Raw genomic sequence first — 16,959 nt, forward strand, 5'->3', positions numbered from 1 at the left:
CTGTCCTGCTCATGACCGTTAGAGGAACTGCCATGCAGAAAAGAACAACAAGACAGCTGCGCAACCTGGGGCTCGCCGTATTCGGTGGTGCCAGCCTGAGTCTTACTCCCTTGGCCATGGCGGTGGCCGAGGAAACCCGCATCACTGGTTTCTACGAGAACGCCACCTACGTGCGCGACACGGCCGGCCTGTCGAAATTCCGCAACACCGTACAGGTCAATGCCGACCGCCAGCTGGAAGATCGTGGAGGGCTGAGCAATATCAAGTTCCACGGGACCTTCCGCGGCACCTACGACGGCGTCTACGACCTCAACTCCAGCGAATACGGCAGTGGCGCGGGGGGCGCCATCCAGCTTGAAGACACCGGCAGCCTCAATCCGGCGGCTTCCGTGCCGCATGGCGGCGGCCTGAAACTGCCGAATACCTTCGACGTGGCCAATAATCCCAACGAGGGGATGATTGTCCTTGGTGAAAACCTGCACCGGACCAGTGGTGGGGTGGGCTTCGGTGTACCGGTGCGGCCGTGCGACAAGGATAGCCGTGGCTGCATCGACGACTACCTCGACGCCAGTACCAACGACCTGCGCTTTCCCGAGTTTAACGAGCGCCTGGACTTCATCCGTGAGCTGTACATGGACTTCGACCACGACTTGCCCAACGGTGACATGGTCAGCTGGCGGGTCGGTAAGCAGCAGGTGATCTGGGGCCGTACCGACCTGTTCCGCGTGCTCGACGTGATCAACCCGATCGACTACTCGCGCAACAACATCTACGACGAGCTGGAAGACATCCGCATCCCAATGTGGATCGCCAAGGCCGACTGGCGCATGGGTGCTGGCGAGGTGTTCGACGACCTCAACTTGTCGTTCGTGTGGAACTTCGACAAGTTCCGTCCACACAACCTTGGCCAGTGCGGTACGCCCAACTCGATCCTCGACGCGTCTTGTTTCTTTCGTGGCATGAACAACCTGTGGGAGAACGGCGGCACCGTCTCCAACTTCGCCTTTGGTGATACTGCCACCGACTTCGGGCCCGGACAGATTGGTATCCGCAAGGCGCACATGCCGTCGTGGAGCCTGTCCAACACCCAGTTCGGCATGAAGCTGGAAGGGGTTTACGGTGACCTTGGGTTCTCGCTGAATGCGCTGACCTATCGCTCGCAGTTGCCCTCGCTGCGCGGCGGAATCCCGGCGCAGAACGGCTTCACCGGCGAGACCGGCGTGTGGCCAAGCCTGATCGCCTTCGACATCCACTTTCCTCGGGTAAATCTGATCGGCGGTTCGATGGACTACTACTCCCAGGCCATCGACACCGTGTTCCGCTTCGAGCTGGCGCACACCGATGGCGAGGAGTTCGCCAACACCCTGCAGACGCGACTGTTCTCCGAGTCCGACGTGACCCGCTACGTGATCGGTGCGGACAAGAACGTGTTCATCCCCTTCCTCAACCCAGGGCGCGCCTTCCTGATCTCCGGCCAGCTGTTCGGCCAGCACATCCACGAGCACCAGGAGGAGAAGCGCGCGCTGGGCAAGGTCGGCATGCCGGACTGGGAAGAGAACTGGATCGCCACCCTTCTGTTCAAGGGTTGGTGGATGAACGACCGCCTCAGTCCGCAGCTGCTCGCTGCTCATGACTTCCGGGCCAAGGCCACCGCCATCGCACCGAGCGTCGAGTACTTGTTCAGCGACAACCTGCGCATCATCGCCGGCGCCAACGTCAAGGTCGGCCGCGGCGCCCGCGAGTACGACGACTGCCGCAGCTGCAACCCCTGGGACCCCTTCACCAGCGCTGGCCAGCCAGCCGGCTACAGCGTGGGTCTCGGCGGCTACGAGCCGCTCGGTCGCTTCCGCGCCGGCCCGATAGGCATGGCGCAGAAAGAAGACGAACTCCAGCTCACCATGCGCTACAGCTTCTGATCACACGAGGAACGGAAAAATGCATAACAATAACCTCTTCCGCCTGACCGCCCTGAGCCTCGCTCTGGTCGCCGGCCAGGCCCTGGCCGGCGCCGAAACGGTGATCGAGAAGTCCTTCTACCCGTACAAGAGCGACGTGCCGAAGGCCGCCGGTCTGAGTGCCGGCATGACCATCAACAAAGGCAACGTCGCCCAGTTCAAGGACATCATCGACCCGGCCTTCTACAGTTTCATCGAGAAGGGCTGGGCCGAGCTGAAGGTTGGTGAGACCACCTCCTTTGACCTGCACCCAAACTACGTCGAGGCCACCCGTAAGGGCATGGATCAGGTCAAGCTGGGTGGCAAGACAGGCGAGATTCAGGGCTGGAGCGCCGGACGACCGTTCCCGGAGGAGCCGGACGCCAACGACCCGCGCGCCGGTGAAAAACTCGCCTGGAACTACAAGTACGGCTATAACTGGGGAGATAGCGCCGCCGTCTATCCGTTCTACTGGAAGTTCCGCGACATGGACTCCGGCAAGGTGGAGCGCACAATCAAGTTCAACTTCCACTTCCTCAACTTCACCGGGCGGGTCAACCAAGATCCCAAGCCGGCGATCTCCCCCAACCCCTCGCAGCTGTTCCGCGGCATTTACGTCAACGTGCTGGAGCCGCACGACGTGCGCAACACCCAGCTGCTGATCCACCGCGCCGAGGACGACCTCAAGCGTGACAACTCCTGGCTGTACCTCGGCTTCCAGCGTCGAGTGCGCCGCCTAGCCACTGGTCAGGTGACCGACGCATTCCTCGGCTCGGACCTGATGATCGAGGACTTCGAGGGCTACAACGGACGAATCTCCGACATGAAGTGGACCTACAAGGGGACCCGTTTCATGCTCATGCCGTTCTATAACCACAACGAGCTGCAGTTGGACAACGAGACCCATCAGGACAGCGACGGTTACAAGGTGGTGGCCTTCGGCGGCCAGGGCGGCTGCTTCCCCAATATCACCTGGCAGCTGCGCAAGGTCTACGAGGTGGAGTCCGCCCCGGTGGATGCCAGCCACCCGCTGGCCAAGCGTGTGCACTACATGGATGCACAGACGTTCACCGTGCCGCGCACCATCTCCTATGACCGCAAGGGCACGCTGTGGAAGACCTTCACCATCGGCCAGGCCCACCCTGACCATCACCTGCCGGTCAACAAGGGCAGCGGGGTGTCGATCGACGACAGCTTCAGCATGATCGACGTGCAGGCCATGCACTGCACCTCCGGCCAGTTCAAGGGCGTTGTCGATGCCAAGCTCAGCCCGCCGGAGATGTTCAGCGTCCAGCACATGCGCGCCACCGGCAACTGAGTCCTTCCCACCCCAACAGCACGAGGCCGGCATTTGCCGGCCTCGTCTTTTTCGAGTGTTCCAGATAGAAGGGTAATTTCGCTTCAGCTTGTCGTATCGGAACGCAATGGGGGAGTATGTGTTCGCGACGTCAGGCTGGGCAGGCCGGTACTCGATTACGCTCGCTTGAATGTCACTAGATTATCTGCGTCCGAGCGGGTCAGCATGTTCAAGCGGTTGCCCAGCAAGCACCAGGCGGCGGCCATCTCTGCGGCGTAGCTGTGTCGCTGGTAAGTGCGTTTCACCTTGTTTTCCTCTGTGTGGTTGAGGCACCGCTCTGCCACCTCTGGCAGCACTCCTAATGCGGTCATGATCGTGGCTCCAGTGCGGCGCAGGTCGTGTGGTGTCCACTTGCCGCCAGGTAGCAGTAGGGCTTGTGCTTTGGCGCTGCGGCGGCTCATGGTGCCCTGCTCGAGCGTGCGTTGGCGGTCGCCTAGCTGCTTGGTCACGGTCTTTGGGCATACCGGGCCGCTGTTGTCAGTGTTCGGGTAGCACCAAGCAGATTTGCCGTTGACCTCTTGCACACGCTCGAACTGTCGGGCGGCGAAGGGTGACAGGGTGATGGTGTGCGCCTTGCCGTTTTTGCTGTTTTCGGCAGGGATCAGCCAGATGCCTTGCTTTAGGTCGATATGCTCCCAGCGGGCGGCTAGCAGCTCACCAATCCGGCAGCAGGTGGAAAGAGCAATCCAGATCGCCGCCTCGGATGTGGCCAGCAGGCCGGCCTCTGGGGCATTCTTGGCTAAGGTTCGAATTTCGTCGTCACTGAGCACTCGGTCACGTTCAACGTCTTTTCCGCCAATCTTGGCTTTGCGAATGCTGGCGCTGGGGTCATGCTCGATCAAGTCGCGGTCTACGGCAAAGCGGAACATCTGCCGCATTAACGAAAAGATCAGCTTGGCCATGCGGTTGACGCCACGGGCTAGTAGGGCGTCCGTCACTTCGGTGATATGACCTTTTTTCACGTCGGCTACTGCCAGCTTGCTCAGAATCGGCAGCACGTCCTTTTCGAACATCCGGCGCACCTCTGCACCGCCGTCCTTGCGGTTTACCAGATCCACCCTTGCCCAGTGCTCGAACAGCTCGGCAACACTTTTGCGGGCAGCGTGGCGGGCTTGCTCCGCTTCAGTAGCAGCTTTCTCGGCAGCCAGACGCGCGAGCTCTGCATCACGGGCAGCAATACGAGCGGCTTCTTCGGCTGCCAAGTGTTCACGCAGGTCGGTAATACCGCTCAAATACAGGTCGGCTAGTTCGCGCGCGCGCTGGCGGGCGGCCTTCAAGGTTAATCCGGTGGTACCGTTACGGTCATAAGCACCCAAGGGGAGCCGGACTCGTTTCCCATTTGAGTCAGTGTAACGGAAGTAGAAAAGGCGATCGCCACTGGGCGTAATCCTGGCAATAAAACGGCCATACCCCTTCGGGGCGGATTCGTTTAGCCAGATATCTTTATCGGCTGGCTTGGTACCCATCTGCCGGTCGGTGATTTCGCCCATGCCGTTCTCCACTGGTGACCGTTTGGTGACCGTTTGTGCCTAGCTTTGGATGGATAATAGCGGAAACCAGAAGACAGTGATAAGAGAGAGGTCCAGCAAATACGGGCGTTTCAGAGCACATGCTAGGCTTTGGTGGTCGAGAGTGGACCATATCAAACCTATATGGGGTGCAAGGGGTCGAGTGTTCGAATCACTCCGTCCCGACCAACAAATCCCTACATTAGAGCCTGGTCAGAAATGACCAGGCTTTTTTGTTTGTGCGATTTTTACGTTCTGGTGACCGTTTGTGCTTGGCCACGCAAGGTGGCCACCCAAGGCAATCGCATGCAGCGTTGCGTAGACGCAATCGACCCATTTTCATGTAAGCGTACAAGCTGGATTTCGCACTGAGCCAGCCTGGCTGTTTGCTTTTTAATCAGAAGCCCAAATTTCCTTGATGCCAGTGTGCAAGAACCATTCATGCGATTGCCCTTTCCGCTGAGATCTGCCGCAGACTACTGCCAGCGCACTCGGTTAAAATCTCGCCCTTTGTCTCGCCTGCGAAGATTCCGCCGTGCCCACTTTGCGCCGTTTCGTCCTGCTTACCCTGCTGCCCGGACTGCTCAGCAGCCCTGCCGGGTGGGCTTCCGACCTGTTTCTGGACAGTGACGAGCCACTGCCTGCAGTGCTCACCGCCACTCGCCTCAAACAGTCCCCGGCGGCGGTGCCGGGCAGCGTCACGGTGCTTGATCGCGCACTGATCGAGGCCAGCGGTGCGCGCGATATTCCCGAGCTGATGCGCCTGGTGCCGGGGATGATGGTCGGCTACAGCGGCTACGCCAAGGGCAACCTGGCCACGGTCAACTACCACGGCAGCCGCGCCACCGAGGCACGCCGCCTGCAGGTGCTGGTCGACGGCCGTTCGGTGTACCGCCCCGGGCTCGCCACCGTGGACTGGGGCGACATCCCGCTGGCCATCGAGGATATCGAGCGCATCGAGGTGTTTCGCGGGCCGAACACGGTCAGTTACGGCGCAAACGCCCTGATGGGGGTGATCAGCATCACCAGTCGCCGGCCAGTCGACAGCCAGGGCAGCCGCCTGAAGTACACCCGCGGCGAGCGCGGCGTCGACGACTGGTACGCCAGCGAGGGTTTCCGCGCCGGCAGCGGCGATTTTCGCCTGTCGCTGTCGGGGCAGGAGGACAACGGCTTCCACCATACCGACTGGGGCGAGAAGTACCGCGACAGCCGGCGCAGCACACGCATGCAGCTGAGCGCCAGCCACAGCCTGGCGGACAACCAGGCGCTGGACTGGCAGCTGGCGGCCAAGGAGGGCAGCAACCAGCGCAACTACGATTTCGAAGACGAGCCGATGGTGGAGAACATCGTCGAGCCGGGCGACACCGACAAGGATGTTACCGCGCGCGACTTTGCCGGCTCGCTGCGCTGGAATGTCGACCTCGACCCGAGCCACAGCGTCCAGCTGCAGATCTACGCGCAGCGCTGGGAGCGCCGTCAGAGCTGGCGGACCTGCGATGTCGCCCTGGCCTTCGATCCCGACGTGGCCCGGCTGTTCGCGATGAACCCCGAGTATGTCGAGGACGTCGCCGACTACATCAATATCGGCGAGGAACTTGATTTCCGAGTGCCGTCCCCGCCGCCGGGCAGCGCCGAGGAGGAGGTGCTGGGCTTCGCCATCATGAACAAGTTCTACGACGACCCGACGACCCGCACCGCAGTGTGCGGCGACGTCAACCAGGACATCGACGAGACCCGCTACGACCTGGAGCTGCAGGATACCCTCAGCCTGACCGACAACCTGCGCCTGCTCAGCGGCATCGGCTACCGCCATGACCGCAGCGACTCGCAGACCTACTTCAACGGTCGCGTCAGCAACGACATCGGGCGGCTGTTCGGTCACCTGGAGTGGTATCTGACCGAACATGTCGTGCTGCAGGGCGGCGTCATGTACGAAAGCGACAAGCTCAGTGGCGAAACGCTGACGCCGCGGGTAGCGCTCAACTACCTGATCACCCCGCGCCACGGCCTGCGTTTCGTCTACTCGGAAGCCATCCGCTCGCCGGACATGCAGGAGAACAACGTCGACTGGCGCTACCGGTTGAGCAATGTGACCGGCCTCGCCGGGCGCGACTCCGCCTATGCCTTCGCCTACGCCACCGGTCCGGGCGATCTCGACCAGGAAATCATGCGTTCGCGGGAAATCGGCTACAACGGCCACTTCGATTTCGGCCTGAGCATCGATATAAAGGTGTTCAACGACGAAATCCACCGGATGATCAGCGAGCCGCTGGACGTCAAGGAATTCGTGCCGAGCAACAAGCACTGGATGTGGTTCCGCGGCGCCGAGACCGAGATCGACTGGCAGCTCGGCCTGCGCGATCGCCTGCGCCTGACCTACGCGTATGTCGACTTCGACGCCTCGCACAAGAGCGACCGCCGCCTGACCGCTCGCTACAGCGGCTCCGGCGGCTGGATGCACGACTGGGGGCGTGGCTGGTCGAGCGGCCTGTTCTACTACGGCGCCGACCTGCTCAACGAGCGCCGCTTCGAGCGGCTCGACCTGCGCCTGGCCAAGCGCTTCAGTCTGGGTCGCACCGATCTTGAGCTGGCCGGCGTGCTGCAGCAGCGGCTGGATGACGAGGCGCTGACCTGGCGGGAAAACCTCTACGACGACCGCCGCCAGGTCTACTTCAGCGCTCAGGTTGCGTTCTAAGCCGATGGATGCCGGCCCACAGCCCGCGCCGGTTGCCGCTCATCGCTATCCCGTGGGCTGGTGCAGAACGGGTGAGGGGGACCAACGGCCGAGGAGGGGGTACCCGGCCTCGGCTTTTTTGCCGGCTCTGATGCGGGCTCATCTGTCCGTAAACCCCAGTCTGCGCCACAGTCGATTCTGGTTGGGCCTGCGGAAGACCGCCAGCAGCTCGGCGCTGCTGACGCGCCGCTGCGCCGGGTCCAAGGTCAGCGCCGTGCGCAGGGCCGGCCAGCAGTGCGCCGGCAGCTTGGCCGGGCGCTGCAACTGCCGGTCCAGCGCCTGTTGCCGCGCCTGACGGGCGTCAAGGTGGCCGAACGGATGGTGGCCGCTGCACAGCTCGAAGAGCAGGCAGCCCAAGGCGTAGACGTCGGCGGCGGCGGACAGCGGCGCGCCGTCGAGCAGTTCGGCGGCGGCGTAGCGCGGCGTCCAGGCGGCGATGCGTTCGCGACACAGGCGCGGCAGGCCGGGCAGCCGGCCATCGACCGCCTGGCCGAGGCCGAAGTCGAACAGGCGCAGGCCATCGGCGGCGAGCAGCACGTTGCCGGGCTTGAGGTCACCGTGCAGCACGCCGAGGCTGTGCGAGTAGGTCACGGCTTCCAGCAGGGGCACGGCGATGTCGCGCAGCTCAGTCCACGGCAGGCCGCCAGGCCGCTCGTCGAGCAGCTGATCGAGGGTCGGCCCCTTGAGCAGCTCCAGGGTGATGAAGGCGCGCTGGCTGGCGCTGTCCACCTCGAAGCCGAACAGCCGCACCACATGGCGATGGCTTAGGCGGGCGGTCAGGGCGAACTCGCTGTACAGCAGGGCGTGGGCGTCCGGGTAGTCGGCGCAGTCGGCGCTGAGGGTCTTCAGCGCCACCCAAGGCTCGGGGTCGCCGAACTGCTCGCGCAGCAGGTCGCGGGCGCGGTACACCGCGCCCATGCCGCCGACGCCGAGCAGTCGTTCGATGTGGTAGCGGCCGGTGAGCAGCTCGGGCAACGCACCGAGTGGCTTGGGCGGGGGGCGCGGTACCGGCGGAGCGGCGCTGGCGGCGAAGGCGAAGTAGGTCAGCCTGGAGGCCTCGGTCGCGGGCAGAACATCATTCATCGGCGAATCACCACGGCGCTGAGGTTGTCGCGTGCCGGCCCCTGCAGCGCCTGCTCGAACAGGCGCTGCACGGCCAGGGCGGCGCAGGGCAGGCCGAGGGCGGCGCCGAGGGCCGGCGGCGCCAGTTCCTGATACAACCCGTCGCTGCACAGCAGGAAGCTGTCGCCGGGCAGCACCTCGAACTCGAGGATATCCAGCACCAGCTGCTCGCCGGCGCCCACGGCGCGGGTCAGCGCGTGGGCAGCCGGATGCCCGGCCGCCTGCTCGGCCGTCAGCTGCTGCGCATCGATCAGCTCCTGGACCAGCGAATGGTCGCGCGACAGCTGGTACAGGCGGCCCGCGCGCCACAGGTAGCAGCGGCTGTCGCCGGCCCACACGCAGACGGCGCGCGTGCCGCTAGCCAGCAGGGCGACCACGGTGCTGCCGATCACCGGGTCGGGGTGCGCGGCGGTCACCGTGGGGGTCTGGCCGAGGCGCCGGTTGAGCGCGTGCAGGCACTGGCGCAGCTGCGCCAGGCGCTGCGCCAGGTCGCCGGCGTCGGGCAGCTCGGCGAGGCTGTCGATAACCAGGCGGCTGGCCAGGGCGCCGTTCTGGTGGCCGCCCATGCCGTCGGCGACCACCCACAGGCCCTGTTGCGGGCGGTCGAGCACCGCATCCTCGTTGCGGGCGCGGACCTTGCCGGCCTCGGTGCGCGCGGCGCTGCGCCAGGCAGTGGCAACAGTGCTCATCACAGCATCGCCGGCAGCTTGAAGTCGCGCAGCCGGGCGACGTCGAACGGGTTCGGTGCGCGCTGGCTGTGCAGCAGGTAGTTGGCGCGCCGTCCGCCGACGTTGGCCTTGACCAGCAGCACGTCGCGGCCGCTGTGGTAGCCGACTTCCATCAGGTCGAGCAGGCGGAACAGCGACCACGGGCCGCTGTTCTTGCGGATGCCCAGCTTGCGCCCGCCCAGCTCCTCCACCACCAGGCTGGTCTGGCCGTTGTCGGCCTCGCTCGGCCAGTGGAAGGCGGCCGGCACGATCGGACCGTGGCGGTATTCCAGCTGCTGGTCGCCGAGGCGGAAGTCGGCGCGGCCGAGGCTGGAATCCAGCGAGTAGGGTTCAAGCTTGAACAGCACCTGCGGCTCGTTGGGGGTCTCGGCGAAGAAGCTGCGGCGGATGGTCTGCGCGTGGCTCATCTGGGCGAGGAACTCGCTGGACAGCGGCAGGCCGCGACCCTCGAGGCGGCGCAGCCGGTATTCGCCGGCGCTGCCGCTGACGAAGGGCTTGAGGTAGCGCTCGAAGAAGCTGTCCGCTACGCCCTGAGCCTTGAAGAACTCGCGAAAATCGGCCAGCGCCACGTCGCTCTCGCTGTCGGCGCTGAATGGGTAACGCTGGCGCAGGGAGTTCTGGTACACGGCGTAGAGTTCGCTCTGGTAGCGTTGGTTGAGATAGTCGTAGGCGTCGCTGAGCACCAGCATCCAGCTGTCCTCGGCGAGCAGGACCAGCCAGTTGCCGAGCGGCTGCGGCAGGCGTGCGGCGCTGCTGCGCAGGCGCTGGATGGCGTCGCGCTGGCCGCCCATGCGCGCCTTGGCCAGCTCGAAGGCAGCCTGGTCCGGCGCGCTGGCGTGGCTCAGCTCGGCGAGCTGTTGCTGCAGGGCATCCAGGGCCTGCAGTCCTGCCGTCAGCTCCGCACCGGCCCCGCCGTTGTCGTCGAGCAGCTGGTGCAGCGGCGCGAAGCGGCGCTCCACGGCCTTGCGCGCGGTATCCGGCAGGCTGTTCGCCAGCGCGGCCTCGGTCTTCTGCGCCGCGGCGGCGGCCAGCTGAGCGGCGTTGCCGAGCTTGCCGCCCTGGTCGCCGAGCGCCTCGCCTGCCGCGGCGGCCTGGTCGGCGGCACTGGCCAGGCCGGGGAAGCGGGTGTTGTCGCGCACCTCGACCAGCAGGGCCAGCAGCGGCGAGTTGGCGGCGGTCAGGCCGGCCAGCTGCTCGGCGCCCTGCTGGGTGCTGCCGAGCGGTTCCAGCGCCAGCTGCGCCAGCGCCTCGGCCCAGTGGTTGGCGTAGTCGCGGAAGTACAGCTGTTCCATCTCCACCAGCAGGCGGCCGAGGTCGTTGACGCTGAGCTTCTCGCCCTCGCCAAGTACCCAGTTGTCGCGCAGGATCTCGCGCACCAGACCGCTGCCCTGGGCGACGAAGTACTGCTGGTAGCCGCGCTGGGTATAGAAGCCGGGGATGGCTTGGTCGCTGCCGGAGAGCAGCGCACCCTGCGGGCCGAGCTTCTGGCTCAGGCGGTAGTCCGGCAGGCTGCGCGCCTGCTCGCGGAGCATGCGGTAGACCACGTTGGCCAGCGACTCGCGGCGCAGCACCTCGCGGGCCTGGGCGACCAGCTGGTCATTCACTGCGTAGGGCGCGAAGGCGCCGTCGAGCAGGCGGGCGAAGTGGCCGTTGAGACCGTCCTGCGCCGCCGTGTTGCCGGCATGGCGCTGCGACCAGTCGGTGGCCAGCCAGTCCTTGAGGAAGGCCGGGTCGCGGCGCTCCTCGAGGTTGAGCATCAGGTAGGCGCGCAGGCTGCCGAGCAGGCGCTCGCGATCATTCAGGTTGGCGCGGATCTGTGCCTCCAGCTGGCGGCCGACGCGCGGCAGCAGCAGGCCTTCCAGCTCGCGGCGATAGGCCTGCTGGAGGATCGGCTGGGCGGCCTCGCCCTGGTACAGGCCGCCGCGCTGCGCCCAGCGGGCCTCGGCGGCGGGCGCGAACACCCGGGTGGCGGCATGGCTGCGCTCCAGCGCCGCGAGGGTGCGCAGGGCGTCGTCCTGGGCGGCGATGCCCTGGCGCTCGCGGCCCAGCTGCAGGGCGTTCTCGCGAAGCTGTTCGAGCTGGCCGTGGTTGGCCGAATAGCTGTTCGCCCAGAGCAGGCCGAACAGCGCCAGGCAGGCCAGGGCGCCGGCATACAGCGCGCGCTGGCCCCAGTCGATGCGCCGCACCTCGTGCTGGTCGAGGCTGGCCAGATTGGCCTCGGGGAAGATCACCCGGCTCAGCAGGTTGTGGATGAAACGGGCGCGCCCGCTGCGCAGGGTCGGCAGGGCGCTGTTGGCCAGGCCCAGGTTGCGACCGATGCCGGCGGTCAGCGGATCGAGCGGGCTGTCCAGCCGCGGCGCGCTGGTCAGGTAGAAACCGCGCAGCTGGCTGGCGCGCTGGTAGCGGTTGCCGGCGAAGGCCAGTTCGACGAACAGGCACAGGCGCTCGCCGATCTGGCCGAGCTGGTGCGGGAAGTCGAGGATCCGCCCGCGGCGCTGGGTGTCGCGCTCCTGGTGCATGCGCTGGATGACCTGGCTGTTCAGGCGGCGCAGCAGCTCCTCGAATTCCTGGCGCACCACGGAGGCAGCGGTGCTGTCCTGCTCCTTGCGGAAGCTGGCGCCGAGCACCTGCTCGCTGTCCTCGCGCGACAGCTGGTCGAAGAACTCGTCGAAGCCGAGCAGCTGGTCGGCCTTGCTCAGCACCAGGTAGACCGGCACCTCGACGCCGAGGCGCTGGTGCAGCTCCTGCAGGCGCTGGCGGACCTGGCGGGCCAGGGCTTCGAGCTCCAGTTCGTTGCCGCCCTGCAGCCGCTCCAGCGGGATGTTGACCAGCACGCCATTGAGCGGACGGGTGCGGCGCCTGCGCAGCAGGCCGAGCAGGCAGTCCCAGGCGCGGCCGTCGACCTGGGCGTCGGGCTGGGTCAGGTAGCGGCCGGCGGTGTCGATCAGCACCGCGTGCTCGGCGAAGTACCAGTCGGCATGCCGGGTGCCGGAGACGTCGCGGGTCAGGCGCTGGGCGTCGCCGCGGTTGAGCGGGAAGTCCAGGCCGGAGAAGTCCAGCAGGCTGGTCTTGCCGCTGCCCTGCGGGCCGAGCAGCAGGTACCAGGGCAGCTCGCTGCGCCAGCGGTCGCTGTGGCCGCGGTAGAGGCTGGAGTGCTTGAGGGTGCGCAGGGCGTCCTGGTAGCGCTGGCGCAGGATGCCCTGCTCCTCGCTGACCTGGTCCTCGCGGCGCAGGCGCTCCTGGGCGGCCTGGTCCTCCTCCTCGGCCTGGTGCCGGCGGTTGGCGCGCCAGCCGGCGAAGACCACGAACAGCCCCCACAGCAGGCACAGCGCGGCGATGCTCAGCAGGCGACTGGTCGGCGGCGCCCAGAACTTGTGTTCGGCGACCGCCAGTAGCGGGCCGGCGAACCACACCAGCAGGGCCAGCACCAGCAGCAGGCACAGGCTCCACACCCAGGTCTGGCGGAAAAAGGCGCCGAGTTTGGCGAAGAAGTCTTTCATCGTGCATTCATCCCTGAATTACGGCTGCCCGGCGGCGTTGCCGCCGAGCGATTGATACGGCTGCAGAACGGCGTCGCGCTGTTCGCCCAGCACCCAGGCGAAGCCGCCGTAGATCACCAGCAGGCTGGCCAGGGTGAACAGCGCCACCAGCCACCAGGGCACGATGCGCACCCGGTGGCGGCGGGTGTCCCTGAGGCCCTGCCAGTGCGGCGACACCTCGCGCGGCACGTCGCCGCGCAGCTGGCGGATCTGCCGGTACAGGCTGTCGCGGATCGCCTCCAGCTCGAGCATGCCGCGCGGCTGCACGCGGTACTTGCCCTCGAAGCCCAGCGCCAGGCACAGGTACATCAGCTCGAGCATCGGCAGGTGCTTGACCGGGTTGCGCGACAGGCGCTCGAGCAGCTGGAAGAACTTCTCGCCGCCGAAGGTCTCGTTGTGGAAGCTCGACAGCAGGCTCATCCGCGACCACTCGCTCTCGTTACCCCACGGGGTGGTCACCACCGCTTCGTCGAGCACGGTGCACAGCACGTAGCGCGCCGCCATCACCTGGCTGCTCTCGGCGCCGTCGTGCAGGGCGCGGTGCTCGAACAGCTTGAGCTCGCCGCTCAGGTGCTGGTGCAGCGCGTGCAGATCCTCGCTGTCGAAGCTGTGCTTGAGGCGCACGGCCTCGGAGAGCAGCACGGCGGCGGCGGCGACCAGCGGGTTGAGGCCGAGGTTGAAGCTCTCCGCCGGGCGCAGGCGCGCGGCGTAGACCATGCGCTCCTCCAGCTGTTCGTAGTGCGGCGGGCTGGCGAAGTCGGTCAGCGGGCTGTGGGCCGCGGCTTCGCCGTGGCGGTTGAGGATGACCGTACGGTCGTCCTTGGCATAGTCCATTGCGCGGGTCATGTCGGTCAGTTCCTGATCGCCCAGAATTTCAGTTCAAGCTCGGCGAACTCGCCGGAGACGTGGAAGGCGAAGCCGCCGGAGCGCTCCAGCTGGGCCAGTTCCTCGGCGTTCAGCTCGAGGGCGAAGTAGGTCTTGCCGGCATGGAAGGGGATCTGTCGCGGCGCCACCGGCAGCGGCTTCACCTTGATCCCCGGCAGGTGCAGGTTGACCAGCTGGCGGATGCGCTCCACCGCGCCGACCTTGAGGTGCGCCGGCAGGCGCGAGCGCAGCTCTTCCGAGTCGCACTGGGCGCTGGCGGCGAGCACGAAGGCGGCCGAGCCGAGCAGCTGGTGGTCGTGCAGCGGCGCCACCTGGATGCCGTACTGGCGCTGCTGCAGGGTCAGCTCGATGGCGTGCTGCTCGAGGACCATCGACAGCACCTGGCGGATCGCGTCCATCAGCTTGCGGAAGCTCATCCCCTGGTCGCTGTGCTGATAGCGGCTGTCCAGGCGCGGGCGCTTGCTCTCGCTGGAGAAGGTCGCCAGCTCGCCGAGCAGGCCGAGCAGCTCGCGGTAGATCTGCTCCGGGTGTACCTGTTCGAGGCCGAGGTAGTGGCGCAGTACCGGCTCGTGGCGGTTGATCAGCTGCAGCATCAGGAAGTCGCCGACCTCGGCGCCGCCGACCTTGCCGGTGGCGCGGATGCGCTCGGCGAGGATGTCGCCGCGGTGGCCGAGCATGCTGATCACTTCCTTGAGGCAGGACAGCAGGTAGCCGGAAGCCTGGAAGTCGATGAAGGTCGGGATGAACTCGGCGTCCAGGGCGATCACCCCGTCCGGGGTGGTGTCGAGGATGTCGCACAGCTTGAGGCGGACGTAGGCCTGGTCGCTGCGCTGCTCGCCGAGCAGCAGGCGGAAGTCCGGGCGGGCGGTGCTGACCTGGCTGCTGCTGCCGTCGCCGGCGTTGGAGTCGGCGACCTCCTCTTCGCAGGCGGTGTAGCGCGCCAGCACGTCCTTCTGCTCCGCGCGGCGGCTCTCGATGTGGTTGCCGGTGACCAGCGGCAGCGCCAGGTACACCGGGGTGTTGCCGGTGTTCGGCGGCACGTCGACGGCCAGCGGCTCGCGGCCGCGGTCGAGCTCGAACAGGCTGCCGTCGGGGAGGATGCCGCTGGCCTGGCTGACCACCAGCTTGCCCATGTTGAGGAACTGGCGGTCGATCTCCAGGCTGAAGAAGCCCCAGGCGTAGTGGCCCAGCTTCCGGGTGCGGGTCTTCAGCTGCTGCTCGTAGTACCGGTCGTTCTGCTGGAAGTGCTGCGGGCGCAGCAGCATGCCTTCCTGCCAGACCACCTTGTGCTGGCTCATGGCTCAGTCCTCGTCCTGGTTTTTCGGCGCGTCAGCGGCGGCGCGATCATGAATGCCGCGCGCGTCGAGGCTCAGCTGGCTGCGGTTGCGCGCGGCGGTCTCGAGCGGGATGACGAAGCGCCATTGGGCTTCCGGCAGGTCGCGGTAGGCGGCGAGCACGCCGACGTAGCGGCTGTCCGCCTGCACCGACAGCTTCAGCGTGCGGGTTTCGCCGGGGCGCAGCTCGAGCTCCTCGAGGGTCACCAGGTCGGGCGACAGGGCCTCCTTGGGCCGCTGGTAGAGGCTGAAGAAGTCGGCGTTCTCGAACGCCACCGGATGCTTGAGCTCGAACAGGCGCAGCACGATCGGCGACGGCCGGCCGTTGAGGTCGGGGTTGAGCTGGTCGCTGCCGGCCAGGCTGAGGTCCAGCTTGGTCAGGCTCGAGTAGGGCGACAGCGCCGAGCAGCCGCCCAGGCCGAGCAGCGTGGCCAGCACGGCGAGGGGAAACAGGCGAGGCATGCGGATCATCCTTGCAGGTCGGTATCGAGGGTGGCGATCAGGCGCACCTGTTCTTCGTAGGTCTTGGCGAAGTCGCGGGCGAACAGGCGTTCGCTCCAGTCGTCGTCCTGCGCCAGCGTCTCGTGCAGACGACGGTAGGCGCGCCAGCGGCTGCCGGCGGTGGCCAGCAGCGGCTTGTGCTCGCGCTCGAAGCGCAGGGTCAGCTGCTCCGGGGCGAGCTGGGCGAGGATGCCCTTGACCGCGGCGCGGCTGGCGGCGAGCAGCGCCACCTGGTGCGCCTGCAGGTCGCGGAAGGCGCGGCCGAGCGCCTGTCCGGCCGGCAGCTGGCCGGGCTTGCCTGGGCGCAACAGGGCGGCGAGGGCGGCATCGGCATCGCTACTGTGCTTGAGCGGGTTGTTGCCGGCGCTCTGCACCGTGGTCAGCGCCAGACGCAGCTCGTTCTTCAGCTCGCTGCGGGTGCGCAGGCTCTGCTGCAGGCCGGCGACGCTCTGGCGCAGCAGTCGTGCGGCGTGCAGCGCCAGCGCCTCGCGGGCGTCGTCGTCGAGGCCGTCGAGGCTGACGCCGAGGTCTGCGCCGAAGCGCTGCCAGAAGTCCGGCGGCAGGCGCTCGGGCGCGGCGGCCGGTTTGGGCGGCGCCGCGGGCCTGGGCATCACCAGTTCCGGTACCGACAGGTTTTCCTCGTCGATCTGCGCGTAGTCGCGCTGCTGCGCCTGGGCGCGCGGCGGCTGGAGGATCGCGCTCAGCTCGTCGACCTCGGCATAACCGCGCTCCTGCTGCTCCAGCGCGGTCAGCGGATCGAGGTCGAGAAAGGCATCGTCGGGAATGATGCTGCCGGCCGGCAGCGGGCGGCCGATATCGGCGGCGAACAGCGCCGGATCGCGGACCAGCCGCGCGCGGATCTCGAAGTCGCCCAGGCAGTAGACGCTGTCGTGCTCGATGCGCTGCGGCTGCCCCCGGGTCAGGCTGGCGCCGCTGTCCTTGAGCTGGATGCCGTTGCTGCTGGTGTCGGTGAGGTAGAAGGCGCCGTCGCGGTAGCTCACCTCGGCATGGTGGCCGGAGAGGATGCGCTTGCGATCGGGGATCACCCAGTCGCAGTCCTCGGCGCGGCCGATGATGCCGCCGGCCTGCGTGAAGGTCTTGCTGGTCAGCAGGCCCGGGCCGAACTGCTGGGCAGCGACCATTTCGAAAACCAGTTCCATGGTTGTTGTCCTCCCTGGCGGTCAGTTGCCGCGGTTTTCCACGTGCGGATCGCCCAGCGGGCGGTAGTCGTCGTCGCTGAACTTGTAGTTGCCGCTGCAGCCGGCCAGGCACAGAGCCAGGGCGAGCAGGGCGGCGGGGTAGAGGTGGTGGCGCATG

At 66.7% G+C, this 16,959-nt stretch carries 12 protein-coding genes; 3 read left to right on the top strand and 9 right to left on the bottom strand.

Annotated features, from left to right (window positions below; all coding sequences use genetic code 11):
- The first annotated feature begins 32 nt into the window (after positions 1 to 32).
- Both BM297_RS02430 and BM297_RS02435 read left to right on the top strand, forming a co-directional pair.
- Positions 33 to 1,916, top strand: a complete 1,884-nt coding sequence (locus BM297_RS02430; protein WP_092427946.1) for a DUF1302 family protein — start codon at positions 33 to 35, stop codon at positions 1,914 to 1,916.
- 19 nt (positions 1,917 to 1,935) lie between these two features.
- Positions 1,936 to 3,252, top strand: coding sequence for a DUF1329 domain-containing protein (locus tag BM297_RS02435; RefSeq protein WP_092427948.1), 1,317 nt, complete (start codon positions 1,936 to 1,938; stop codon positions 3,250 to 3,252).
- Positions 3,253 to 3,407: 155 nt separating this feature from the next.
- On the opposite strand, the gene BM297_RS02440 is transcribed toward BM297_RS02435, so the two are convergent.
- Positions 3,408 to 4,781, bottom strand: coding sequence for a tyrosine-type recombinase/integrase (locus tag BM297_RS02440; protein WP_092427950.1), 1,374 nt, complete (start codon positions 4,779 to 4,781; stop codon positions 3,408 to 3,410).
- 553 nt (positions 4,782 to 5,334) lie between these two features.
- On the opposite strand from BM297_RS02440, the gene BM297_RS02445 reads away from it, so the two are divergent.
- Entirely contained in the window at positions 5,335 to 7,494 is a 2,160-nt protein-coding gene (locus BM297_RS02445) for a TonB-dependent receptor plug domain-containing protein (RefSeq protein WP_245768185.1), read from the top strand.
- A 138-nt stretch (positions 7,495 to 7,632) separates the two neighbouring features.
- Here the strand turns inward: BM297_RS02445 and BM297_RS02450 are convergent, their stop codons facing one another.
- The 8 genes from BM297_RS02450 to BM297_RS02485 are packed head-to-tail and all read right to left on the bottom strand — an operon-like array spanning position 7,633 to position 16,958.
- Positions 7,633 to 8,616, bottom strand: coding sequence for a serine/threonine-protein kinase (locus tag BM297_RS02450; RefSeq protein ID WP_092427952.1), 984 nt, complete (start codon positions 8,614 to 8,616; stop codon positions 7,633 to 7,635).
- A complete protein-coding gene (locus BM297_RS02455) occupies positions 8,613 to 9,344 on the bottom strand; it encodes a PP2C family protein-serine/threonine phosphatase (protein WP_092427954.1) in 732 nt (243 codons plus the stop codon). Before BM297_RS02455 ends, BM297_RS02450 begins: the two co-directional genes overlap by 4 nt.
- A complete protein-coding gene (tssM, locus tag BM297_RS02460) occupies positions 9,344 to 12,883 on the bottom strand; it encodes a type VI secretion system membrane subunit TssM (protein ID WP_092427956.1) in 3,540 nt (1,179 codons plus the stop codon). The genes BM297_RS02455 and tssM overlap by 1 nt, the downstream gene beginning before the upstream one ends.
- Positions 12,884 to 12,901: 18 nt before the next feature.
- Positions 12,902 to 13,768, bottom strand: coding sequence for a type IVB secretion system protein IcmH/DotU (gene icmH, locus BM297_RS02465; RefSeq protein ID WP_092427958.1), 867 nt, complete (start codon positions 13,766 to 13,768; stop codon positions 12,902 to 12,904).
- Positions 13,769 to 13,773: 5 nt separating this feature from the next.
- On the bottom strand, positions 13,774 to 15,105 hold the full coding sequence (gene tssK / locus BM297_RS02470; protein WP_092427960.1) for a type VI secretion system baseplate subunit TssK: 1,332 nt from the start codon (positions 15,103 to 15,105) through the stop codon (positions 13,774 to 13,776).
- 3 nt (positions 15,106 to 15,108) lie between these two features.
- Positions 15,109 to 15,603 (bottom strand): type VI secretion system lipoprotein TssJ, encoded by a 495-nt coding sequence (tssJ, locus tag BM297_RS02475; RefSeq protein WP_092427962.1) that lies wholly within the window; start codon positions 15,601 to 15,603, stop codon positions 15,109 to 15,111.
- Between the two features lie 5 nt (positions 15,604 to 15,608).
- Positions 15,609 to 16,802, bottom strand: coding sequence for a type VI secretion system-associated FHA domain protein TagH (tagH, locus tag BM297_RS02480; RefSeq protein ID WP_092427964.1), 1,194 nt, complete (start codon positions 16,800 to 16,802; stop codon positions 15,609 to 15,611).
- Positions 16,803 to 16,823: 21 nt separating this feature from the next.
- A complete protein-coding gene (locus tag BM297_RS02485; protein ID WP_092427966.1) occupies positions 16,824 to 16,958 on the bottom strand; it encodes a type VI secretion protein in 135 nt (44 codons plus the stop codon).
- Between the last annotated feature and the right edge of the window lies 1 nt (position 16,959).

It is taken from the genome of Geopseudomonas sagittaria, from assembly GCF_900115715.1.
Lineage (GTDB): Bacteria > Pseudomonadota > Gammaproteobacteria > Pseudomonadales > Pseudomonadaceae > Geopseudomonas > Geopseudomonas sagittaria.